Below are 22,984 nucleotides of genomic sequence, written 5' to 3' on the forward strand. Positions count from 1 at the left end.
TCCGGCCTCAGGCGAAGGCGTAGGTGAATTCGCCGTCGGCGGCGCCCAGCGTGATCGCCGCCAGCGCCTCCCCGCGCGCCAGGCGCGAGAGGTATTCCATCGAGACCCGGGGCAGCACGGTGTTGGTCAGGATCGCGTCGATGATCCGGCCGCCGGCCTCGGGACGGTCGCAACGCCGCACGATCAGCTCGACGGCCGACGCCTCGTAGACGAAGGGGATGGCGTGGTTGGCCGCCACGCGCTTGCGGATGCGATCGAGCTGCAGCCGCACGATGCGCCCCATCGTCTCGCCCGACAGCGGGTAGTAGGGAACGGTCACCAGACGCCCCAGCAGGGCCGGCGGGAAGACCTGCGCGAGCGGCGCCTGCAGCGCCTCGGCCAGCGCCTCCGGCCCGGGCAGCGACGCGGGGTCGCGGCACAGGCCGGCCACCTGCTCGGAGCCCACGTTGGAGGTCAGCAGCACGATGGTGTTCCTGAAGTCGATCACGCGGCCCTCCCCGTCCTCCATGCGGCCCTTGTCGAAGACCTGGAAGAACAGTTCGTGGACGTCCGGGTGGGCCTTCTCGACCTCGTCGAGCAGCACCACGCTGTAGGGCCGGCGACGCACCGCCTCGGTCAGGATGCCGCCCTCGCCGTAGCCGACGTAGCCCGGCGGCGCGCCCTTGAGCGTGGAGACGGTGTGGGCTTCCTGGAACTCGCTCATGTTGATGGCGATGAGGTTGTGCTCGCCGCCGTAGAGCGCCTCGGCCAGGGCCAGCGCGGTCTCGGTCTTGCCCACGCCGGACGTGCCGCACAGCATGAACACGCCGATCGGCTTGTCCGGGTTGTCCAGCCGGGCGCGCGCGGTCTGGATGCGCCGGGCGATCATGTCCAGGCCGTGCTGCTGACCGATGACGCGCCGCCCCAGGGTCTCGCCCAGGCGCAGCACCGTGCCGAGTTCGTCCCCGACCATGCGCCCCACCGGGATGCCGGTCCAGTCGGCCACCACGCCCGCCACGGCCTGCGCGTCCACCGCCGGCATGACCAGCGGCGATTCGCCCTGCAGCGCGGCGAGCGCGTCCTGCTCGGCGTGCAGTTCGGCGAGCAGCGCGTCGCGCCCGGGGGCGGCGGCGTCCACCGCCACGGCCACCGTGTCCTCCACCCGCCCGGCGGCCTCGCGCAGGGCGGCACGCAGGGCCAGCACCCGCGCCACGAGCGCCTGCTCGCGCCGCCAGCGCGCCGCCAGGACGTCGCGCCGTTCGCGCTCCCTGGCCAGTCCGGCGGCGACCTCGCGGCCACGTTCGCCCACCCGCACGCCGACGGCGGCTTCGCGCTCGACGATGCCCGCCTCGGTCTCCAGCGCCTCGATGCGCCGCAGGCAGTCCTCGACCTCGGCCGGCGTGGCGTGCTGGCTCACCGCGACGCGGGCGCAGGCGGTGTCGAGCAGGCTGACCGCCTTGTCGGGCAGCTGCCGCGCCGGGATGTAGCGGTGGCCGAGCCGCACCGCCGCCTCGATGGCCTCGTCGAGCAGCTGCACGCGGTGGTGCCGCTCCAGCGCCGAGGCGACGCCGCGCAGCATCAGGACGGCCCCGGCCTCGTCGGGCTCGGCGATCTGCACGACCTGGAAGCGGCGGGTCAGCGCCGGATCCTTCTCGATGTACTTCTTGTACTCGGCCCAGGTGGTGGCGCCGATGGTGCGCAGGTCGCCGCGCGCGAGCGCCGGCTTGAGCAGGTTGGCCGCGTCGCCGGTACCGGCCGCGCCGCCCGCGCCCACCAGGGCATGCACCTCGTCGATGAACAGGATGATCGGCCTGGGGCTCGCCTGCACCTCGTCGATCACCTGGCGCAGGCGCTGCTCGAACTCGCCCTTCATGCTGGCGCCGGCCTGCAGCAGGCCCAGGTCCAGGCCCAGCAGCGAGACGTCCTTCAACTGCGGCGGCACGTCGCCGCGTGCCAGGCGCTGGGCGAGGCCCTCGACCACCGCCGTCTTGCCGACGCCGGCCTCCCCGGTGAGCAGCGGGTTGTTCTGGCGCCGGCGCATCAGCACGTCGACGATCCGGCGGATCTCCTCGTCGCGGCCGGTGACCGGGTCCAGGCCGCCCTCGCGGGCGCGCGCCGTCAGGTCGACGCAGAACCTCGCGAGCGCCTCCCCCCGGCCCATGGCGGCGGGGGCGACGGCGTCCCCGGCGGCGCCGGCACGGGGTCGCGCCGCGCCGACGGCGCCGCCGTCCTGCGCGCCCAGCGTCGCCTCGGCGGTGCCGCCGCAGATCCGCTGGAAATGCTCGGCCAGCGCGTCGGCCTGCAGCTTCCCGAACTGCCGCGAGAGGCCCAGCAGCGCGTCGCGCAGGGCCGGGGTTCGCAGCAGGCCCAGCACCAGCGCTCCGGTGCGCACGTGCGAGTCGCCGAACTGCAGCGTGGCGTGGACCCAGGCGCGCTCGATCGCCTGCTCGACGAGTCCGGAGAAGTCGGACACGGCGGTGGCCCCGCGCGGCAGGCGGTCGAGCGCGGCGGTGAGGTCGCGCGACAGGACCGCCTCATCGACCTGGAAGTGGCGCAGGATGGCCTGGAGGTCGCTGCCCGCGCCCTGCACCAGTTGCACGATCCAGTGCACCAGTTCGACGTGGGGATTGCCCCGCATCCTGCAGAAGACGGTGGCGCTCTCGATGGCCTGGTAGGCCAGCGGATTGAGTTTGCCGAACAGGGCGACGCGGCTGATCTCGCTCATGGGAATGCTTTCCTTTCCGGGGGGTTCCGAAGACGTTCGAAGGGGAACCCGGGCGATCCGACGGCCTCGGTGGCGCGTGCGATCGATGCCGGTGGCCGGGTCGGCGAACGGCCTGGGGCGCGCATGATGGACGAGCCCGACGCCGTGGCCGGACATCGCGCCGCCGGGCGGCACGGGCGGTGCGTCCGTCGCGACCGAAGGTCGTCGCGCGGGCCGCACCGGCGCGCGGTGGACCCGCTCTCCCGGCATCGGACCACGCCACTCCCGTCGCTGGACGGGCGGCACGCTCGACATGGCCGCGCGTTGTCCGACCGATCTTCCTTCCGGCTTATCGACGTTTCGTCGAACGATCTTCATCGAATGCGTCGATTGCATCGAAAACAGGAAGCCTATTCGGTGCGATGTGCGGAAAAATCAGGGCATGCAATCAAGCCTGACCGAAACCCTTGCGCCGACGGGCGCCGGCCCCCTCGCCGGTGGCGCCCCGCACGCGCCGCGACCCCTGCGCAACGGCGCGGTCGCCCTGCTCGACACCCTGGTGGAATGCGGCGTCGACACGATCTTCGGCTACCCGGGCGGCGCGGCGCTGCCGCTGTACGACGCCCTGCACGGGGAGCCCCGGCTGCGCCACGTGCTGGTGCGTCACGAGCAGGCCGCCGTGCACGCGGCCGAGGGCTACGCGCGCACCACCGGCCGCATCGGCGTGGTGCTGGTCACCTCCGGTCCGGGCGTGGGCAACACCATCAGCGGCCTGCTCGACGCGATGAGCGATTCCGTTCCCGTGCTGTGCATCAGCGGGCAGGTCGCCACCGGCGTGATCGGCACGCAGGCGTTCCAGGAAAGCGACGCGCTGGGCATGTCGCGCCCGGTCACCAAGTGGAACCACCAGGTCCGGGGGCCCGACGAGATTCCGTCGGTGGTGCGCCGCGCGCTGGAGATCGCCGCGACCGGACGACCCGGCCCGGTGCTGCTGGACGTGCCCAAGGACGTGCAGCTGACGACCCTCGGCACGACGCCGGCGGCCCCGGCACGGCCGCCGCGCCGGGCGCGCACGGGCACGGGCACGCTCCCCACGGGCAGCCTGCAGCGCGCCGCCGACCTGATGTCGACCGCGCGCCGGCCGGTGGTCTACGGCGGTGGCGGCCTGGTGAACGCCGGCCCGGCCGCCTGCGAGGCCTTCACGCGGCTGGTGCGGCGGCTCGACGCGCCCTGCACCCTGACCCTGATGGGACTCGGCGCACTGCCCGCGTCGGACCCGCGCTTCCTCGGCATGCTGGGCATGCACGGCGCGCTGGAGGCCAACCTGGCGATGCACGAGGCCGACCTGGTGGTGTGCATCGGCGCACGCTTCGACGACCGCGTGACCGGCAAGCTCGACGAGTTCTGTCCCCACGCACGCAAGATCCACGTCGACATCGATCCGCTGAGCATCAACCGCACCGTGCGGGTCGACGTGCCGATCGTCGGCGACTGCGGCGCCGTGCTGGACGCGCTGCTGGCGCTGCAGCAGCTGCAGGACCTGCCGGCGGGGCGCCTGGCGCCCTGGTGGGCGCGCGTCGAGCGCTGGCGGGCCGAGCGCTGCTTCGACTTCGCCCCGCGCGCCGACGTGATCCTGCCGCAGCAGCTGATGCGCTCGCTGCAGGGGGCGCTCGACGGGCGCGACGCCATCGTCTCGACCGACGTGGGCCAGCACCAGATGTGGGCCGCGCAGCACCTGCGCTTCGAGCGGCCCGGGCGCTGGCTGACCTCGGGCGGCGCCGGCACCATGGGCTACGGCCTGCCGGCGGCCATCGGCGCCCAGATCGCGCACCCCGGGGCGCTGGTGGTCTGCGTGAGCGGCGACGCCTCGGTGCTGATGAACATCCAGGAACTCTCCACCGCCGTGCAGCACCGCACGCCGGTCAAGCTGGTGCTGTCGAACAACGGCTACATGGGCATGGTGCGCCAGTGGCAGGAGCTCAACCACGGCAACCGCCTGAGCCACAGCTGGAACGAGGCGCTGCCCGACTTCGTGGCGCTGGCGAAGGCCTTCGGCTGGGGCGCCCGGCGCGTGTGCGATCCGGCCGAACTGGACGCCGCGCTGGCCGAGTGCCTGGCGTTCGAGGGACCGTTCTTCCTCGACGTGCAGGTGGCCGCGCAGGAGAACTGCTTTCCGATGATGCCCTCGGGCAGCAGCCATCACCGGGTGATGCTGGGCAAGGACCGCTGGTACGAGAACGCGTCGGAGGCCGACGGCGTCTGAGGCGGCCGCCCCGGCGGTGCCGGGGAGTGGTCGGGGTCAGGGGTCGGCCGGCCCTCAGCCGTGGCGCTGCTGCTCCTGGTCGGGGCGGGGCCAGAACACGGGGATGTCTTCGCGCGCGCACAGGGCACGCGCCTCCAGTTCGCTCAACTCGGTCACGCTCAGGTGGTCGGCCACCTCGGTGTACGGCTCGTTGTCCTCCAGCGGCATCGGCTGGCTCACTTCGGGGAGATCGGTCGGGGACTGGTCGACTCGAGCGGCGCCTTTGCGTCTCAGGAATGCAATCATGCTCAGATTGTGAGCGGTGGCTTCCCACACGCAGCCAAGCGTTTCACGACGTTACTTTCCAGGGTTAACCCGCTTGAACGTTTGTTGTAACAAGGGTGGGGCAGTCTCGTTCCCGGATGTAAACCACGGCGTTTTCCCCGGCATCGGCGATGTCGCCGCGCCACACTGCGGCGTGGTCCACGCGCCGCGCGCCCCTATCCTTCGACGCCGGCGCCCGCGCCGCGAAACGCTCCCTTCCGCCTCCTGCGGTTTCCACCTCGCTTGATCCGACGAACACCATGACCCCATCGCGCACCGGCGGCCAGATCCTGGTCGACCAACTCATCCTCCACGGCGTGCAGCAGCTCTTCTGCGTGCCGGGCGAAAGCTTCCTGGCCGTGCTCGACGCCCTGCACGACGCGACCATCGACGTCACGGTATGCCGCCAGGAAGGCGGCGCGGCCATGATGGCCGAGGCCCAGGGCAAGCTCACCGGCCGGCCCGGCGTGTGCTTCGTGACGCGCGGTCCCGGCGCCACCAACGCCGCCGCCGGCGTCCACATCGCGCACCAGGACTCGACGCCGATGCTGCTGTTCGTCGGCCAGGTCGCGCGCGGCGCGCTGGGCCGCGAGGCCTTCCAGGAACTCGACTACGGCGCGGTCTTCGGCACCATGGCCAAGTGGGTGGTGGAGATCGACGACCCGGCGCGCGTGCCCGAACTGGTCTCGCGCGCCTTCCACGTCGCCTGCTCCGGCCGTCCGGGCCCGGTGGTGATCGCCCTGCCCGAGGACATGCTCACCGAGGCCGCCACCGTCGCCGACGCGCTGCCCTACGCCGTGGCCGAGACGCACCCCGGCGCGGCCGACATGGCGCGCTTCCAGGCGCTGCTGGAGGCGGCCGAGCGGCCGGTGGTGATCCTCGGCGGCAGCCGCTGGTCGGAGGCCGCCACGCGCGACGTCGCCGCCTTCGCGAGCGCGTTCGACCTGCCGGTGTACTGCTCGTTCCGCCGCCAGATGCTCATGAGCGCGGAGCACCCCTCGTACGCGGGCGATCTCGGCCTGGGCGCCAACCCGAAGCTGCTCGCGCGCATCCGCGACGCCGACCTGGTCGTGCTGCTCGGCGGACGCCTGTCGGAGGTGCCCTCGCAGGGCTACGAACTGCTGGAGATCCCGGTGCCGCGCCAGACGATGGTCCACGTCAACGCCGACGCCGACGAACTCGGCAAGCTCTACCGCGCGACGCAGGCCATCCACGCGACGCCGCAGGGCATCGCGCCGGCGCTGGCCGCGCTGCGCCCGACAGCGCCGGTGCGCTGGTCCGACCGCACGCGCGCCGCGCGCGCCGAGTTCCTGGCCTGGAGCGACCCGGCGCCGATCCGCATCCCCGGGCCGCTGCAGATGGGCGAGGTCATGCGGCACCTGCGCGAGGTGCTGCCGGCCGACGCCATCTTCTGCAACGGCGCGGGCAACTTCGCGACCTGGGTGCACCGCTTCTGGCCCTTCCGGGCCTTCGCCAGCCAGCTCGCGCCGACCAGCGGCTCGATGGGCTACGGCCTGCCCGCGGGCGTAGGCGCCAAACGGCTGTGGCCGGCGCGCGAGGTGGTGGTGTTCGCCGGCGACGGCGACTTCCTGATGCACGGCCAGGAGTTCGCCACGGCCGTGCAGTACGGGCTGCCGATCCTGGTGGTGCTGCTGGACAACGCCATGTACGGGACCATCCGCATGCACCAGGAGACCCACTACCCGGGGCGCGTCAGCGCCACGCGGCTGCGCAATCCGGACTTCCGGGGCTATGCCGAGGTCTTCGGCGGTCACGGCGAGCGCGTGACGGACACCGCCGAGTTCGCGCCCGCCCTGGCACGCGCCCGCGCCAGCGGCAAGCCGGCCGTGCTGCACTGCCTGCTCGATGCCGAGGCCATCACGCCGGGCCGCACGCTGCAGGCGATCCGGGACGCGGCGCTGCAGGGCTGAGGAAGGCGCGGTCCGCCGCCGGGACGGGTGCAAAGCCCGACACCGGCCCGGCGCCCCGATCCACGGGGCTTGAGCGACGCAGGACTACGTGAGCAGGGGCTTCCCGGACCCGGGGCCGGCCGTGATCGGGCGCCATCATCCGCCTCGATTCCAAACCAGGGCCAGAGAGCCTGCAACTCAACGTCGATCCAGCAATGAACACACCTTACGCCAACACCGCCGCCAACCGCGCCATCGATCCACCCGCCTGGAAACGCGTCTCCTGGGGCGCCATCGTCGCGGGCGTCGTCATCGCCATCGTGGTCCAGATGGTGCTGAGCCTGCTGGGCGCCGGCATCGGCCTGAGCACCATCGACCCGATGCGCTACAGCAGCCCCGACGCGTCGACGTTCGGCATCGGCGCCGGCGTCTGGTGGGCCGTGAGCAGCATGATCTCGCTGTTCGCCGGCGGCTGGGTCGCGAGCCACCTGGCGGGCGTGCCCGAGAAGACCGACGCCCTGCTCCACGGTCTGGTGACCTGGGGCCTGGCCGCCATCGTGACGGCCTACCTGCTGGCCTCGGCCGTGGGTGCCGTGGTGCGCGGTGGCGCCAGCGTGGTCGGCACGGCCGCATCGGTGACGGCCACCGGCGCCGCCGCCGCCGCCGCGCCCCTGGCCAACATGGCCAAGGAGCAGCTGCAGTCCAGCGGCATCTCGTGGGATTCCATGAAGGACGAGGCCGAGAAGCTCCTGAAGCAGACCGGCAAGCCGGCCCTGCAGCCTGAAGCCATCGCCAACAAGGCCGAAAACGCCGCCGACCAGGCCACCGGCGCCGCCTCCGCGGCCGCCAACGGCCAGGCATCGACCGACGACCTGAAGACCGTGATCCAGAAGATCATCACCTCCGGCAAGGCCACCGTGGACCAGGTCGACCGCGACGCCGTCGTCAACGTCGTGATGGCCCGCGCCAACGTCGACCGCGCCGAAGCCCAGGCCCGCGTCGACGGCTGGGTGAAGAACTACGAGCAGGCCCGCGCCAAGTTCGAAGAGCAGAAGGTCGCCGCCGAAGCCAAGGCCCGCGAAGTGGCCGATGCCACCGCCAAGGCCTCGTCGCAGGCCGCCCTCGCCGCCGCCCTCGCCCTGGTGCTGGGTGCCATCGCCGCCGCCCTGGGTGGCCTGGCCGCCCGCCGTGACCCGATGGTGCGCACCAACGTGCGTGCCTACAACTGATCCATTGAAAGGAAAATCGCCATGTTCGGAAAACTCTTCAAGATCGCGACCGTCGGCTGGATGGCGCTCAAGTGGTATCGCTCGCGCAACGGCGGCGTCCGTGGCGCCGCCTCCACGACGAACGTGAACACGCCGTTCCGGCGCCGCTGATGACGTGACGCTGCGGCGTCGCGACCATCCCAGCAGGAAGGCCGGCGCCATCGCCGGCCTTTTTTTCGTCCGCCCGGGACGGTCCGCGCCGCGTCAGCGCAGGCGCGCGGGCGAGAGCCTGGCCACGTCCAGTCCCTCGGCGCGCAACGCGTCGGGCAGCGGCTCGCCCAGCAGCAGGCTGCGCGCCAGCGACGCGGTGCCCGCGGCGCTCTGGATGCCGTAGCCGCCCTGGCCGGCGAGCCAGAAGAAGCCCTCGCGTTCGCCGTCCCAGCCGATCGCCATGTCGCCGTCGGCGACGAACGAGCGCAGGCCGGCCCAGGCGCGGTGCGGACGGCGGATGGTCATCGTGGTCGCCAGCTCGATGTGGTGGATGCCCAGCGCGACGTCCAGCTCCTCGGGCACCACGTCGTGCGGATGCACCGGGTCGGCATTGGCCGGCGAGCCCAGCAGCAGGCCGGCGTCGGGCTTGAAGTAGAAGCTCTCGTCGATGCCGATCACCGCCGGCCAGCGCGCCGCGTCGACGCCTTCCGGCGCCGCGAAGGTGAAGGCGGTGCGCCGGCGCGGTTCCAGCCCGATGGGCCGGGCGCCGGCCAGCCCGGCCAGCGCGTCGGCCCAGGCGCCGGCCGCGTTGACCAGGTGGCGCGCGCGCAGGGCCCGGCCGTCGGCCAGGGTCACGGTCCAGAAGCCGCCGTCGCGCGCGAGGCCGGTGACGTGCGCGTCGCTCCAGACGCGGCCGCCGTTCTGGCGGAAGCCGCGCAGGTAGCCCTGGTGCAGCGCGTGCACGTCGATGTCGCTCGCGCCGTCCTCCGCCAGGCCGAACACCGCGGCATCGGGCCGCAGGCACGGCACGGCGGCGAGCATCTCGTCCTGGCCGAGGCGGCGCACGTCGCGCGAGCGCTCCGACAGTTCGCGCCAGGTCGCCTCGAGCAGGTCGTGCTGGAAGGCCGAGGCGATGTGCATCACGCCGCGCGGCGTGAGGATGGGGTCGTCGCCGAAGACCGCCGGCGGCCGGTCGAAGAAGGCACGGCTCGCGCGCGTGAGCGCCCGGATCGCCGCCGTGCCGTAGGTGGCCATGTAGAGCGCGGCCGAGCGCCCGGTGGTGTGGTAGCCCGGCTGGCTCTCGCGCTCCAGCATCACCACGGGGGCGTGGGCCGAGAGTTCCCAGCCGACCGACGCGCCGGCGATGCCGGCGCCGACGACGGCGAATTCGAAGGTGTCCATGAGGCGGGTTCCGGTCGGGGTTTCAGACGGCGGAGGCGCTGCCGCCGGAGGCCGCGCCGCCCAGGATCGGCGGCGCGGTGACGATCGAGTCGAGCGCGGGCACCGGATGGCGCAGGCGTGCGGCGTCGGGGCGCGGGCGGCGCAGCGCGGGCATGTCGGCGAAGGCGCGTTCCATCGCGTGCGCCACGCCCAGGGTGTGGCGGTCGGCGCGGAAGCGCCCGACGATCTGCAGCCCGAACGGCAGGCCCGCCGCGTCGGTGCCGCACGGCAGGCTCAGCGACGGGTGCGTGGTCAGGGTCGTGACGTAGGTCAGCGACAGCCAGCGGTAGTAGTTGGCCTGCGCCCGGCCCTCGACGTGCGTGGCGTGCGGCTCGGTCCAGGGGAACGGCGAGACCGGCGTGGTCGGCGCCAGGACGATGTCGTACTCGCGGTAGGCGGCCTGGAAGCGCGCGAGGATGCGCGTCTGCTCGGCCTGCGCCCAGGCGCAGTCGAGCAGGCTCATGGCCGCGCCCATCTCGTAGTTGGCGCGCGGGTTGGCGCCCAGGCTGGCCGGGTCGCGCTCGTAGGCCGCGCGCGTGCCGGCGACGAAGGCCTCGGCGCGCAGCACGTCGAAGCAGCGGTGCACCTCGCCGAGGTCGAAGGCCACCGGCTCGCAGCGGTGGAACAGGTGGCGCATGGCCGCGATCTTGTCGCGGAAGGCGGCGCGGATGCCGGGGTCGACGTCGCAGGCGCCGAAGTCCTCGGTGTAGCCCACGCGCAGGCCGCCCAGGTCGATCTCCGGCGGCAGCAGGAAGGCCAATGGATCGAGGTCGTGGGTCAGCGGGTCGGTGGCCGAGACGCCGGCCGTGGCGGCCAGCTGCAGGCAGGCGTCGGCGACCGTGCGGCCCATCGGCCCGACCACCGAGATCGGCGTCCAGCCCAGCGGCTTGCGCGAACTGGGCACCACGCCCGGCGACGGCCGGAAGCCCACCACGCCGCACTTGGCCGCCGGGATGCGCAGCGACCCGCCGGTGTCCGAGCCGGTGCACACCGGCAGCATGTCCAGCGCCAGCGCCGCCGCCGAGCCGCCCGACGACCCGCCCGCGTTCAGGCGGTTGTCGAACGGGTTGCCGGTGGCGCCCCAGACCGGGTTGCGCGTGTTGGCGCCGGCGCCCATCTCGGGCACGTTGGTCTTGCCCGCGACGATGGCGCCGGCCGCGCGCAGGCGCCGCACCAGCACGTTGTCGGCCGCGGGCACGTTGGCGCGGTGGATCGGCGAGCCGAAGGTGGTCAGCAGGCCGGCGGTGTCCTCCAGGTCCTTCACGCCCAGCGGCAGGCCGTGCAGCAGGCCCAGCGGCGCGCCGGCCATGACGGCGGCCTCGGCGGCGCGGGCCTCGTCGCGGGCGCGCTCGAAGCAGGTGGCCGTCACGGCGTTGACGTACGGGTTGACCGCCTCGATGCGCGCGATGCAGGCGTCGAGCAGTTCGACGGGCGAGAGCTGCCTGGCGCCGATCAGGCGGCGCAGTTCGGTGGCGGGCAGCGCGATCAGGTCGCTCGGATGGGTCATGGCGGGGTCGTCTCCGTGGCGGGGGTCATTCCGCCGTGATGTTGGCACGCGCGGCGATGGCGCGCATCACCGGCAGCTCGCGCTCGATCAGCGTGGCGACGGCCGCGCCGCCCTCGAACTTCGGCTCCAGCCCGGCGGCCAGCAGTTTCTCGCGCACCTCGGGCACGGCCAGCGTCTCGGCCATGGCCTGCTCCAGCCGCGCGCGCACGGCCGGTGGCAGACCGCGCGGCGCGACGACGGCGATCCAGGTGTCGGCGTCGACGTCGAAGCCCGCCTCGGCGAAGGTCGGCACGTCCGGCAGCAGCGCCGAGCGCTTCGCGGTGGTCACGGCGATGGCCTTGATCTTGCCGGTCTTGAGCTGCGGGATGGCGGCCGAGACGGTGTCGACCGAGAACGGCACCTGCCCGCCCATCAGGTCGGTCATGGCCGGGGCGCTGCCCTTGTAGGGGATGTGGACCAGCCGCGTGCCGGTGGCGCGCAGGATCTGCTCGCCCGTGAACTGCGAGGTGGTGCCGGTGCCGTAGGAGGCGTAGGAGTACTTGCCCGGCGCCGCCTTGGCGAGCGCGGCGAACTCCTTCGGACTGGACGCCGGCACGTCCTTGTGGGCCAGCAGCACGAGGCCGGTGCGCCCGACCATGCCGATGGGCTCGAAGCCCTTGACCGGGTCGTAGGGCAGCTTCGGCTGGATCGCCGGATTGACGGTGAAGGTGGTGCCCGAGCTGATCAGCAGCGTGTAGCCGTCCGGTGCCGCCTTGGCGACGTAGCTCGCGCCGATGATGGTGCCGGCGCCGGCGCGGTTGTCGGCGACCACGTTCTGGCCGAGCTTCTCGCCCAGCGTCTTGCCCACCAGCCGGCCGACGACGTCGGTCGCGCCGCCGGGCGGGAACGGGATCACCAGCTGGATGGGCCTGGACGGGAAGGCATCGGCGGCGTGGGCGGTGCCCACCGGCAGGACGAGGGTGGACGCCAGCGCGGCGCCGGCCAGGAGCAGGGAGGATTTCATGGAGGTTCTCGAAGTTCGGGTGTCGGGGACTGCGCAGGACTGCGCGTGGATTCGCGGGGCGGAACGAAGGTGCGGGGGGGCGGGTCGCGGCGATCCGCCTCAGGCCGCGGCGGCGAGGTCCGCCGCGCCGCGCGCGCGGAAGCGGGCGTATTCGTCGTCGGGCACGAACAGCCCGCCGGTGGTCCAGGCGATGTGCGTGGCGCGCGCCAGCCGCCCGGCATCGATTGCGTGGCGCGCCAGGTAGTCGCGCCCCTCGGCCGAGCCCAGCAGCATGGCCGGCCCGCCCAGCGCGGCGGCGGCGGACGGCTCGACGCGCAGGCCCTCGTGGGCGGCGGCGAGTTCGAGCCACGGGAACAGCGCCTCGTCGCGCACCGTGCAGACGCCCGCGAGCAGCGGCGCCACCGCCGCGGCCGCCAGCAGCGAGGCGCGCGGCACCGCCAGGCCGTCGGCCTCGGTGCGGTTGTCCAGGCCGAGGTCGTAGACCGACGGGTGCGGCCCCAGGTGGGCGCCTTCGGGCGTGCCGGCGACCATCTGCACCAGGAAGCACGGCGAGCGCGTCGGCTCGACGAACACGCAGTGCGCGTGCGGCCCGTAGACCTGCGAGAGCCCCAGGGCGATGCCGCCCGGGGCGCCGCCCACGCCGCACGGCAGGTGGACGAACAGCGGGTGCTCGGCGTCCACCGGCCGGCCCAGCGCCGCCATCTGCGCGGCGAGGTGCGGCGCGGCGGCGGCATAGCCCAGCAGCAGCGACAGCGAATGCTCGTCGTCGACGAAATGGCAGCGCGGATCGGCGGCGGCGGCCTCGCGCCCGGCCGCCACGGCCTGCGCGTAGTCGCCCGCGTGCTCGACCACCGCGACGCCCCGGCGGCGCAGGCGCGCCTTCTTCCATTCCTTGGCGTCGGCCGACATGTGCACCACGGCGCGGAAGCCCAGCGCCGCGGCCATCACGCCGATCGACAGGCCCAGGTTGCCGGTCGAGCCGACGGCGATCTCGTGCGTGGCGAACAGCGCGCGGGCGGGCGGCGACACCAGCGCGAGCGGGTCGGCGTCGATGTCGATGCCGTGGCGCGTCGCCAGCGATTCGGCGTGCTCGAGCACCTCGTGGATGCCGCCGCGCGCCTTGATCGAGCCGGCCACCGGCAGCGCGTGGTCGCCCTTGACCAGCAGCGTGCCGGCCTCGGGCGGGAGGCGCAGCGCGGCCTGCAGGCGCGGCACCGGCCGCAGCGCGGACTCGATGACGCCGGCGTCGGCCTCCAGTTCCGGGAACAGCCGCCGCAGCGCCGGCGCGCAGCGGCGGAAGCGGGCCACGGCGCGCGCCACGTCGCCCGCCGCGATGGCCGCCGGCGCCGTGGCGATGGCGGCGGCGCGGTCGATGCGGGACGCCCACAGCACCGGCGTGCCGGCGCGCAGCGCATCGAGGGAAAACGTCGCGACGGCGGGAGCGATGGAAGGAAGTTGCATAAGGTGAAAGAATTCTCTGTCCCACCCCGGCCCCGCACAACGCATTCGTGATGCGGTGGCCATTAGCCGGACTCATCGCGCCATGGACATCCGCCTCACGCCGTCGCTGCTTGCATGGTTACGGTGCTTCGAAGCCACCGCGCGGTGCCGTAGCTTCACCCGCGCCGCCTCGGAGTTGTGCGTGACGCAGGGCGCCGTCAGCCAGCAGGTCCGGCACCTGGAGGACTGGCTGGGCCGGCCGCTGCTGCTGCGCGCCCCGCGCTCGCTGGTGGCCACGCCCGAGGGCCAGTGGCTGGCGGTGGTGCTGCGCGAGTCGTTCCAGGCCATCGAGGGCACCCTCGGCCAGCTGCGCGAGGCGCGGCCCGACCAGCCCACGGGACTGAGCTGCGCGCCCTCCTTCGCCATGGGCTGGCTGACGCCCCGCCTGGGCGACTTCTACCGCGCGCACCCGGACGTCGGCCTGCGCGTGGTGAGCGAGTTCCACGCGCTGGACCGCGAGCGCATGACGCGCGACGACGTCGAGGCCGCCGTGCGCTTCGACCTGGGCGAGTACCGCGACCTGCAGGCCACGGCCTTCCTCGACGAATGGCTGGTGCCCGTGGCGAGCCCCGCGTTCCTGCGCGCCCATCCCGGCCTGCGCGCGCCCGGCGACCTGCGCGGAGCGATGCTGCTGCACGACGACAGCCCCTGGGCCGGCGCCGGCGCGACCGAGGAATGGGGCGACTGGCTGCGCCACGCCGGCGTCGCGCTGCCCGACCTGGCGTCGGGCCACCACTTCAACCTCGCCCAACTCGCCGTCGGCGCCGCGCTGGCGGGCCAGGGGATCGCCATCGGCCGCGCGGCGCTGGTGCTCGACGACCTGGCCGCGGGCCGGCTGGTGGCGCCGTTCGCCCTGCCGCTGCGCTCGCGCGCGTCGTACGTCTTCGTCACGGGCATGGCGCCGCCCCCGAAGGTGCTCCAGGTGCAGGCCTGGCTGACGGCGCAGGCCACGGCCTTCCGCGTCCGGCGCGACGCCGTGCTCGCCGGACTGGCGCCGTCGCACGGCGCGCCGACCGGGGCGACGGCTTCGCCGGTCCCGTCGCCGCCGCCTTCCCCGCTGCCTTCCACTTCCACTGCCATCGCCAGGAGTCTCCGCCCATGAACGTCCGGGAAGCCGTCGCCAGCCGCCGCTCGGTGCGCCATTTCCTGCCGACCCCGGTGCCCGGGACGGTGATCCGCCGCGTGCTCGAACAGGCCCTGCGCGCGCCCTCGGGCGGCAACCTGCAGCCCTGGCACCTGCACGTGGTGGGCGGTGCGAGGCTCGACGAACTCAAGGCGCTGATGCGCGTTCGCCTGGAGGAGACGCCGCGCGGCGAAGGCGGCGAGTACGACGTCTATCCGCGCGAACTGGTGGCGCCCTACCGCGACCGCCGGCACGCCGTGGGCGAGCAGATGTACGAGCGCCTGGGGGTGCCGCGCGAGGACCGTTTCGCGCGCCTGCGCTGGTTCGCCCGCAACTACCAGTTCTTCGGCGCGCCGCTGGCGCTGTTCTGCAGCGTCGACCGCCGCATGGGTCCGCCGCAATGGTCGGACCTGGGCATGCTGCTGCAGACCGTGATGCTGCTGCTGCGCGCCGAGGGACTCGACAGCTGCGCGCAGGAATGCTGGGCGGCCTTTCCGAAAACCGTCGGCGACTTCCTCGCGCTGCCGGCCGAGCGCATGCTGTTCACCGGCATGGCGATCGGCCACGCCGACCCGCACCATGCGCTCCAGGATTTCCGCGCCGAGCGCGCGCCCCTGGACGAGGTGGCCGAGTTCATTGGCCTCTGACGCGGCACGCGGCACGCGGCCCCGGCCGCGACTATGCTCGACGCCCTCTTCCCTCCGGTGCGGCGCCCATGACCTCCTCCCCCCCGACGTCCGAGCCGACGCCATCGAGCGACGCCCACGCCACCGCGGCCCACCCGCGCTCGCACGCGGGCGTCGGCGTCACCGTCGCGGCCCTGGGCGTCGTGTTCGGCGACATCGGCACCTCGGTGCTGTATGCCTTCAAGGAGACGCTCAACCCCGAGCACGGCGTCGGCTTCTCGCCCGACGCGGTGCTGGGCCTGCTGTCGCTGATCTTCTGGGGCCTGATGGTGGTAGTGACGCTGAAGTACGTGGTGTTCGTGCTGCGCGCCGACTACGACGGCGAGGGCGGCATCCTGGCCCTGCAGGCCCTCGCGCGGCGGGCGCTGGGCGCTCGCGCGGACCATCCGCGCCTGTGGCGCCTGGCCGGCCTGCTGGGCCTGGTGGGCGCGGCCATGTTCTACGGCGACAGCGTCATCACCCCGGCGATCTCGGTGCTGTCGGCGGTCGAGGGGCTGGAGGTGCAGGCGCCCCGGTTCGAGCGCTTCATCATCCCGGTGACGATCGCGATCCTGGTGGCGCTGTTCGCCGTGCAGCGCAAGGGCACCGAGCGCGTGGGCCGCGTGTTCGGCCCGGTGATGCTGCTGTGGTTCGGCCTGCTGGCGCTGAGCGGCGTGCTGCAGATCGTGCAGGAGCCGCGCGTGCTCGCCGCGCTCGATCCGCGCCACGCCGTCGGCTTCCTGTGGCATCACGGGCCGCAGGCGCTGGGGGTGCTGGGGGCGGTGTTCCTGGCCTTCACCGGCGGCGAGGCGCTCTACGCCGACATGGGCCACTTCGGCGCCCGCCCCATCCGCCTGGCGTGGCTGTTCATCGCCCTGCCGGCGCTGGTGCTCAACTATTTCGGCCAGGGCGCGCTGGTGCTGGCCGACCCGGGCGCGGTCGACAACCCGTTCTTCCGGCTCTTCCCGTCGTGGGCGGTGCTGCCGATGGTGGTGCTGGCGGCGATGGCCACGGTCATCGCCTCGCAGGCCGTGGTCTCGGGCGCCTTCTCGCTGACCGCGCAGGCCATCCGCATGGGCTACCTGCCGCGCCTGCGCGTGGTCCAGACCTCGGCCACGGCGATCGGACAGATCTACGTGCCGTCGATCAACTGGATCCTGATGGTCGGCGTGATCCTGCTGGTGCTGGGCTTCGGCAGCTCCAGCGCGCTGTCGGCCGCCTACGGCATCGCGGTGTCGATCACGATGGTGACGACCACGCTGCTCGCGGGCATCGTCGCCTTCGGCCTGTGGCGCTGGAACCGCGTGGCGGTGGCCGCCGGCGTGGCGGTGTTCGTCGCCATCGACCTCGCCTTCGTCACCGCCAACAGCCTGAAGATCGCCGAGGGCGGCTGGCTGACGCTGGCCGTGGCCGTCGCGGTGATGGCGATCTTCACCACCTGGGCCAAGGGCCGGCGCATCGGACTGGGACTGGTCGAGGCCGACGCCATCGCGCTCGCGCCCTTCGTCGCATCCCTCGCCGCCCACATGCCGCATCGCGTGCGCGGCACCTCGGTGTTCCTGCATCCGCGCGAGGACTCGGTGCCCTACGCGCTGCTGCACAACCTCAAGCACAACCAGGTGCTGCACGAACAGGTCGTGGTGCTGGTGGTGCAGGCGCGGCCGGTGCCGCGCGTGGACGCGCGCGAGCGCATCCGGGCCCACACGCTGGGCCACGGCATCTGGGTCGTGACGGCCCGGCACGGCTTCATGGAGGCGCCCGACGTGCCCGAGTTCATCCGCACCTTCGCCTATCAGAAAGGCGTGGCCTGCGACACGATGACGACCTCGTACTTCATCTCGCGCGCCTCGCTCACGGTGGGTGAACTCCCGGGCATGAGCCGGCTGCGGCAGATGCTCTTCGGCTGGCTGCAGCGCAACGCCGGGCGCGCGTCGGACCATTTCCGCCTGCCGGGCAACCGCGTCGTGGAGATGGGCCAGCGCGCCTGAGGCGCCGCCGGCCGGGCCGCTCTCACGGTCGGCCGAACAGCACGCCGAGATCGATCGCACCGCCCATCGCCAGGTAGCCCGTGCGGTTGGGGTGGAGCCGGTCGCCGGCGCCGCCGGTCGTGCTCTCGGGCACGAACTCAGCCCGCAGGCCGCCGGTCGCGGGGTCGAGCGTGGCGGCGTCGAAATCGGCCACCCCGTCGAACAGGCCGGACGAGCGGATGAAGGCATTGAGCGCGCGACGCTTTCCGTCCTGCTCGGCGTGACCATGGGCGGCGCTGCTGCTGCCCAGGGCCGACGTCAGCGTCGCGCCGATCACGCGCACGCCGGGCAGCGCGGCGCGCAGCCGCGCCACGCCCTCGGCCATGCCGTCGCGCACGGCCTCGAAGGAGGCGCCGCCGTTGCGGCTGAAGTCGTTGATGCCTTCGAGCCAGATCACCGTCGACACGCCCGACAGCGACAGCACGTCGCGCTGCAGCCGGTCGCGCGACGACGGACCGCCGGGGAACGGCTGCTGCGGCGCATAGGTCGCCGGACCGACGACCTGGTTGCCGCCGATGCCGGCGTTGACGACCGCGACGCGGTTGCCGTGGATCGCGTGGAGACGACGCGCGAGCACGTCGGGCCAGCGGTCGTCGCCGTTCATCGTGCTGGCCGTGCCGTCGGTGATGGAGTCGCCGAAGGCGACGACCACGCGGGCGTCGGCGGGCGCGCGCATGTCCACCGCGTCGAGGAAATACCAGGACGTCGTGCTGAAGGGAAACGCCGATTCGTCCTCCGCCTGCCCGGCCGCGCCGGCATCCGGCGGCCCGACGTAGGAGGTGCTGAGCGCCTTCGCGTGCCAGGTCATCGGGCCGCTCTCCCCCGCCACGTGGAAGCTCACCGCCAGGCGACGGCCCGCCAGCGCGCCCGCGTCGGCCGGTTCGCGCACGAACGGCAGCGCCACGGCGTCGCTCCAGACCGAGCCGCCGGGCGGGATCGTCACGGCCGGCTGGCCACCGAAGGTCACCGGGCGGTTGGTGCCGGGAACGACCGTCGCGCTGCCGAGCTGCAGGCCGACGAAGACGCCGTCGAAGGCGATGGGTCGGGTGCCGAGCGCATTGGAAAAACGCAACCTTGCCTGGCGGCCCCAGAGGCCCGGCCGCACGATCAGGCGGAAATTCTGGTCGCGTGCGCCGGCTTCGGGCGAAGCGAAGGCGAAGCGCATCTCGGGTTGCGCCGACGGATTGCCCACCGGATAGGGGCCCTGCACGGACCCGGTCCAGACCGTCGCCCATCGGCCGGCGGACGGGGCGGGGGTCCGGGACGCCGCGGTCTGAGCGACGGCGCAACAAGCGACCAGGACGGTCGCGAGGATCGCGAGGGAACGACGGATGCGCGGGGTCATGGGGCAATCTCCGTGATGAAGGGTTCGACGACCCGGAAGTCGGGCCTTACGACGCCTGGATGCAGTCTCGCCCGCAACGAAAACGGGCCCATGGCGTCTGCCATGGGCCCGTCGTTCGCCGGTCGGCGACCGGGTGATGTCAGCCGACCTGCTTGAGCGAGGACAGGTCGACGTTGCCGTTCTGGCTGCTGAATGTCGGCGAGCCGCCACCCGAGCCGCCCTGCGACTGACTGACGCCGGAGATCTGGTGATCGCCCGTGTCGTACTGCGTCACCTTGCCGTTGTCGTCGATGGCCAGTCGATGCTGGTCAGGGAAGAACGCGTAGCGCATGCCGTTCTGCGAACCGCTGCTCGACGGATTGGACAGGCCCTGGGGCCACCAACTCGAATCGGGCGGATCCATCGGTTTCATGGGCTTCATGGGGGCCATCGGCTTCATCGGTTCCATGCGGGGTCCTGGAATGCTTGAGTAAAAAGGAATGCGGGATTCGACAGCCGGACTCAGTAGCGGCGTCCGCCGCCGATGAACTTGATGAACAGGGCCGTCAGCAGGGCACCACCCGCGGCGGCGATCAGTACCGATTTCACGGGCTCGTCGCCCACGTAGCGCACGCTCGCATCCTGCAGGTCGGCGGCCTTGTGCTTGAGGTCGGTGATCTTCTTGCCGGCCGCGTTCACCGCGCCCGACGCGTAGTTGCGCGTGGTCTCGGCCGCGTCGCTGGCGATTTCCTTGGCGTCCCGGGCCACGCCCTTGGCCGTGTCGACGGCCTCGCGACCCGTGGCCTTGGCATCCTCGATGGCCGGACGCAACGACTGGGCGGCATCCGCGCCGATGGACTTGGCCTCGTTGGCGATGCCGTTGGCCGCCTGGGCGGCATCGCGGCCCACGTGCTTGGTGTCCTCGGCGAGTTGCGAAGGCGTCTTGAAATCGTCTGCCATGGAAATCCCTTTTTAAAAATCTATTGCCGCCGACATGTGGCAACCAATGCCGAATTACACATGAAAACTAAATTACGCATGTGAGAAATTCCAATGCATCCATGTAGGCAAACATGAACTTAAGCCATTTCTATTCAAATAGGAACTTATACCTTTCAGACAAAAGTCACAATTATTTTCAAAGATTTCGGTAATTTGCCACACGTCGGCTCAAATCGCGCTTTCGTCGGTTTGTAGGACATGATCCATTTGTGTGTAGGACAAGAGCTTGTCAAAATTCGCTCACTGTCTAACACAAGGGGTTTTAAGTGACGAAAGTACTAAAGAGCGTACGTTTGGGTACATTGCTGGCTTTTGCAGGCTGCGCATCCGCCCCCACGTGGGCGGCGGACCTGATGCAGCTGACGATCCAGGGCAAGAGCTTCACGCTGACGTCGGCGGCCACGGTGAGCTACGGGGCCAACAACGTCTTCACGCAAAAGATGCTCCAGCCCGGCACGTACTCGTGCGACGACGGCTTCTTCGGTGACCCGGTCTGGGGCGTGCTCAAGGCGTGCTATGCGGAGAATGCGCTGCAATCGACGCAGAACGCCCAATTGCAGCGCCTGACCCCGCAAAACACCACCTTCACCCTGGCCAAGACCACCGTCGTGAGCTACGGCGTGAACAACGTCTTCAACCAGAAGACCCTCGCCCCGGGCACCTACGCGTGCAGCGACGAGTTCTTCGGCGACCCGTTCTGGGGCGTGCTCAAGGCCTGCTACGTGCCCGCGGCCACCACCCAGCTGACCAAGCTGGTCGACCAGCCCAACACCTTCAGGCTCGCCACGCCCAGCGTGGTGAGCTACGGCGTGAACGGCGTGTTCTTCCAGAAGACGCTGCAAGCGGGCACCTACAGCTGCGACGACGGCTTCTTCGGCGACCCGCTGCGCGGGCTCCTGAAGGCCTGCTACACCAGCGCCGGCACCACCGCGCCGAGCACGCAGGTCGTCGCCGCGCCGGCGCCCGCTCCCGTGCTGCAGAAGCCCACGCCCGTGGCGACGGCCCCGACGCCCGTCACCCCCAGCGGCACGGTCGCGGCCGTCTCGGGCGACGTGATGGTCAACGGCGCGGTCTCCAACGCCGAGTACCAGGCCATGGCCCAGAAGATGGGCACCGAGGAGGCCATCGCCTACCGCTACGGCCCCTCCTCGGCCGAGTACGGCACGGCCAGCCAGGGCGGCCTGCCGACGTACGCCAAGCGCCAGAGCCAGCCCTTCAACATGGTCTCCATCCAGAACCCCAACGGCCTGGGCGACCGTGGCTGCGGCTGGACGAGCTGGTGCGGCACCTGGCAGGTCGGCGGCGCCCTGGAGTACCGCGCGGGCGACTACAGCTCCAACATCCTGAACTTCGCCTACGTCGCCGACGCCAACCCGGAGGCGAGCTTCTACAGGAAGTCCTATGCCGCGGCCGTGGGCTCGGTGCAGACCCTCAACGTGGGCCACAACACCACCTCCATCGAGCCCGAGCCGAGCTGGACGACCTACGCCGGGGCGGCCAACGACGGCGGCGCGATCGACGCGAACATCGACACCTACAAGAACTCCTTCACCCTGGAGAAGCCCGTCGCCCTGGCCAAGTGCTACGGGCGCGGCGGCTGGTGCACCAACTCCCTGGCGGTGTACGCCGACGGGCGCATCATCGGCGTGGGCAGCAACACCTCCCACAACTTCGTGAGCACCAAGCTGCCCGCGGGCAAGGTGCCCACCGCCCTGACCATCACCAACAGCGGCGAGTTCGCCCTGGTCACGGTGTGGGACACCGCGGCCATGCGCGGCCAGATCGCGGTGGTCGCCCTGGGCGACGGCTGCCAGAGCTGCACCATGGCCAGCGAGGGCAACTGGGGCGCCAACTGGGGCAACTGGAAGCGCTCCTACCCCGGCATGCCCGGCCTGGGCAACTACAACTTCGCCAAGGTCATCGGCTACGTGGACCTGCCCGAGACCCTGAAGGCGCCCACCGAGATCGCCGCGACCACCGGCTTGTTCTGGCAGGACTACGAGCGCATCCGTAACTTCTGGGAGACCGACCTGGACGACCCGGCCATGCGCGCGCGCTACGCCAGCGGCGAGTATTCCAACGCCTACGCCCGCGCCGGCATGGCGGTGGTGATCTCCAAGTCGGAGAAGCGCGCGGCCTTCGTCGACCTGCGCCCGCTGTTCGCCTACTACAAGCAGCAGTACTTCGTGCAGTCGCAGTCGGGCTTCAACGCCATGATCGCCAACCGCGGCGACGGCGCCAGCCAGTGGCCCTACACCTTCGAGGTCGCCCCCTCGCAAAAGCCCAGCGTCATCAAGGTCGTCGACCTGCCCAACCGCCCCACCGCCGTCAAGATGAGCCTGAGCGCGCCCCACCGCGCCTTCATCGCCACCCAGGAAGGCAAGCTGCGGGTGTTCGACCTCGGCGCGGGCTACCTCAACCAGACCGCCGGCGGCACGCCCTCGGACATCGCCGAGAAGTTCTCCGTCGACGTGGGCCGCAACCCGACCAACATCGGCTACATCAAGGAACACATGACGGGCAACAACTCCTCGGTCAGGACGATCTTCCCGAACACGCCGCAGCGCGAACTCCTCGTCACCTCCCGGGGCGACCGCAAGGTCCAGTGGGTGCGCTTCGACAACGACATCGCCTCCGGCTCGGTGGTGCGAACCCTCCAGGAGAGCCGCATGATCGACCCCATCTCCACCGAGGACGGCGAGAACCACGGCACCGAGAGCTACATGGTCACCGTGGCCGACTACGCCGGCAAGGGCATCCACAACTTCCTCTACGGCCCCATCATCTGGCACACCTACGACGCCTCCAAGGCCTGCTCCTCGGCCAAGGGCGGCTGCCAGATGCTCAACGGCGCACCCTTCGAGTACGGCGGCACCTTCAAGGTCCCGGGTAAACCCTTCCACGGCGCAGTAGCCAACATCAACTGAAGACACGGCCGCACGGCGGCCTCCCGCGAGAAAGCCGCTGCGTCCGCAGCGGCTTTTTTCGTGTGTTGGGGTGCGGTCCGCCCGCGCAACCCTCCTCCCGGACCCGGC

General features: G+C 71.9%; 16 protein-coding genes. 7 read left to right on the plus strand and 9 right to left on the minus strand.

Features of this window, described 5'->3' with window-relative positions; genetic code table 11:
• Positions 1-7 precede the first annotated feature (7 nt).
• A complete protein-coding gene (gene tssH, locus NF681_14285; GenBank protein UST53476.1) occupies positions 8-2,704 on the minus strand; it encodes a type VI secretion system ATPase TssH in 2,697 nt (898 codons plus the stop codon).
• A 421-nt stretch (positions 2,705-3,125) separates the two neighbouring features.
• Between tssH and ilvB the strand changes: the two genes are divergently transcribed.
• Positions 3,126-4,946, plus strand: coding sequence for a biosynthetic-type acetolactate synthase large subunit (gene ilvB / locus NF681_14290; protein UST53477.1), 1,821 nt, complete (start codon positions 3,126-3,128; stop codon positions 4,944-4,946).
• A gap of 54 nt (positions 4,947-5,000) precedes the next feature.
• Here the strand turns inward: ilvB and NF681_14295 are convergent, their stop codons facing one another.
• Positions 5,001-5,165 (minus strand): hypothetical protein, encoded by a 165-nt coding sequence (locus NF681_14295; GenBank protein UST53478.1) that lies wholly within the window; start codon positions 5,163-5,165, stop codon positions 5,001-5,003.
• Positions 5,166-5,509: 344 nt separating this feature from the next.
• Between NF681_14295 and NF681_14300 the strand changes: the two genes are divergently transcribed.
• A complete protein-coding gene (locus NF681_14300; GenBank protein UST53479.1) occupies positions 5,510-7,180 on the plus strand; it encodes a thiamine pyrophosphate-binding protein in 1,671 nt (556 codons plus the stop codon).
• 194 nt (positions 7,181-7,374) lie between these two features.
• On the plus strand, positions 7,375-8,388 hold the full coding sequence (locus NF681_14305) for a hypothetical protein (GenBank protein UST53480.1): 1,014 nt from the start codon (positions 7,375-7,377) through the stop codon (positions 8,386-8,388).
• A gap of 243 nt (positions 8,389-8,631) precedes the next feature.
• Here the strand turns inward: NF681_14305 and NF681_14310 are convergent, their stop codons facing one another.
• The 4 genes from NF681_14310 to NF681_14325 all read right to left on the minus strand — a co-directional run bounded on the left by NF681_14310 (position 8,632) and on the right by NF681_14325 (position 13,769).
• Complete coding sequence (locus tag NF681_14310; protein UST53481.1) at positions 8,632-9,759, minus strand: FAD-binding oxidoreductase; 1,128 nt, start codon at positions 9,757-9,759, stop codon at positions 8,632-8,634.
• Between the two features lie 22 nt (positions 9,760-9,781).
• Entirely contained in the window at positions 9,782-11,305 is a 1,524-nt protein-coding gene (locus NF681_14315) for an amidase family protein (GenBank protein ID UST53482.1), read from the minus strand.
• 25 nt (positions 11,306-11,330) lie between these two features.
• A complete protein-coding gene (locus tag NF681_14320; protein ID UST53483.1) occupies positions 11,331-12,308 on the minus strand; it encodes a tripartite tricarboxylate transporter substrate binding protein in 978 nt (325 codons plus the stop codon).
• A 99-nt stretch (positions 12,309-12,407) separates the two neighbouring features.
• The gene (locus NF681_14325; protein UST53484.1) at positions 12,408-13,769 is read right to left on the minus strand and encodes a D-serine ammonia-lyase; all 1,362 of its coding nucleotides are present in this window, start codon (positions 13,767-13,769) and stop codon (positions 12,408-12,410) included.
• An 82-nt stretch (positions 13,770-13,851) separates the two neighbouring features.
• Between NF681_14325 and NF681_14330 the strand changes: the two genes are divergently transcribed.
• The 3 genes from NF681_14330 to NF681_14340 all read left to right on the plus strand — a co-directional run bounded on the left by NF681_14330 (position 13,852) and on the right by NF681_14340 (position 17,584).
• Positions 13,852-14,910, plus strand: a complete 1,059-nt coding sequence (locus tag NF681_14330) for a LysR substrate-binding domain-containing protein (GenBank protein ID UST53485.1) — start codon at positions 13,852-13,854, stop codon at positions 14,908-14,910.
• Complete coding sequence (locus NF681_14335; GenBank protein ID UST53486.1) at positions 14,907-15,578, plus strand: nitroreductase; 672 nt, start codon at positions 14,907-14,909, stop codon at positions 15,576-15,578. The genes NF681_14330 and NF681_14335 overlap by 4 nt, the downstream gene beginning before the upstream one ends.
• Before the next feature lie 68 nt (positions 15,579-15,646).
• Positions 15,647-17,584, plus strand: coding sequence for a potassium transporter Kup (locus NF681_14340; GenBank protein UST53487.1), 1,938 nt, complete (start codon positions 15,647-15,649; stop codon positions 17,582-17,584).
• Between the two features lie 22 nt (positions 17,585-17,606).
• On the opposite strand, the gene NF681_14345 is transcribed toward NF681_14340, so the two are convergent.
• The 3 genes from NF681_14345 to NF681_14355 all read right to left on the minus strand — a co-directional run bounded on the left by NF681_14345 (position 17,607) and on the right by NF681_14355 (position 19,907).
• Positions 17,607-18,833 carry a GDSL-type esterase/lipase family protein gene (locus NF681_14345; protein UST53488.1) on the minus strand — a complete coding sequence of 409 codons (1,227 nt, stop codon included), beginning with the start codon at positions 18,831-18,833 and terminating at the stop codon, positions 17,607-17,609.
• A gap of 274 nt (positions 18,834-19,107) precedes the next feature.
• Positions 19,108-19,416: a hypothetical protein gene (locus NF681_14350; protein UST53489.1), complete on the minus strand. Its 309-nt coding sequence runs from the start codon at positions 19,414-19,416 to the stop codon at positions 19,108-19,110.
• 53 nt (positions 19,417-19,469) lie between these two features.
• Positions 19,470-19,907, minus strand: coding sequence for a hypothetical protein (locus NF681_14355; GenBank protein UST55880.1), 438 nt, complete (start codon positions 19,905-19,907; stop codon positions 19,470-19,472).
• Between the two features lie 395 nt (positions 19,908-20,302).
• On the opposite strand from NF681_14355, the gene NF681_14360 reads away from it, so the two are divergent.
• Positions 20,303-22,876 (plus strand): hypothetical protein, encoded by a 2,574-nt coding sequence (locus tag NF681_14360; GenBank protein UST53490.1) that lies wholly within the window; start codon positions 20,303-20,305, stop codon positions 22,874-22,876.
• The last annotated feature ends 108 nt before the right edge of the window (positions 22,877-22,984 follow it).

Source organism: Comamonadaceae bacterium OTU4NAUVB1 (assembly GCA_024372625.1).
Lineage (GTDB): Bacteria > Pseudomonadota > Gammaproteobacteria > Burkholderiales > Burkholderiaceae_C > Variovorax.

Excerpts from the sequence above, each read along its gene's own strand:
- tssH (UST53476.1), bottom strand. The coding sequence starts at position 2,704 with ATGAGCGAGATCAGCCGCGTCGCCCTGTTCGGCAAACTCAATCCGCTG.
- ilvB (UST53477.1), top strand. The coding sequence starts at position 3,126 with ATGCAATCAAGCCTGACCGAAACCCTTGCGCCGACGGGCGCCGGCCCC.
- NF681_14300 (UST53479.1), top strand. The coding sequence starts at position 5,510 with ATGACCCCATCGCGCACCGGCGGCCAGATCCTGGTCGACCAACTCATC.
- NF681_14305 (UST53480.1), top strand. The coding sequence starts at position 7,375 with ATGAACACACCTTACGCCAACACCGCCGCCAACCGCGCCATCGATCCA.
- NF681_14310 (UST53481.1), bottom strand. The coding sequence starts at position 9,759 with ATGGACACCTTCGAATTCGCCGTCGTCGGCGCCGGCATCGCCGGCGCG.
- NF681_14315 (UST53482.1), bottom strand. The coding sequence starts at position 11,305 with ATGACCCATCCGAGCGACCTGATCGCGCTGCCCGCCACCGAACTGCGC.
- NF681_14320 (UST53483.1), bottom strand. The coding sequence starts at position 12,308 with ATGAAATCCTCCCTGCTCCTGGCCGGCGCCGCGCTGGCGTCCACCCTC.
- NF681_14325 (UST53484.1), bottom strand. The coding sequence starts at position 13,769 with ATGCAACTTCCTTCCATCGCTCCCGCCGTCGCGACGTTTTCCCTCGAT.
- NF681_14330 (UST53485.1), top strand. The coding sequence starts at position 13,852 with ATGGACATCCGCCTCACGCCGTCGCTGCTTGCATGGTTACGGTGCTTC.
- NF681_14335 (UST53486.1), top strand. The coding sequence starts at position 14,907 with ATGAACGTCCGGGAAGCCGTCGCCAGCCGCCGCTCGGTGCGCCATTTC.
- NF681_14340 (UST53487.1), top strand. The coding sequence starts at position 15,647 with ATGACCTCCTCCCCCCCGACGTCCGAGCCGACGCCATCGAGCGACGCC.
- NF681_14350 (UST53489.1), bottom strand. The coding sequence starts at position 19,416 with ATGGAACCGATGAAGCCGATGGCCCCCATGAAGCCCATGAAACCGATG.
- NF681_14355 (UST55880.1), bottom strand. The coding sequence starts at position 19,907 with ATGGCAGACGATTTCAAGACGCCTTCGCAACTCGCCGAGGACACCAAG.
- NF681_14360 (UST53490.1), top strand. The coding sequence starts at position 20,303 with ATGCAGCTGACGATCCAGGGCAAGAGCTTCACGCTGACGTCGGCGGCC.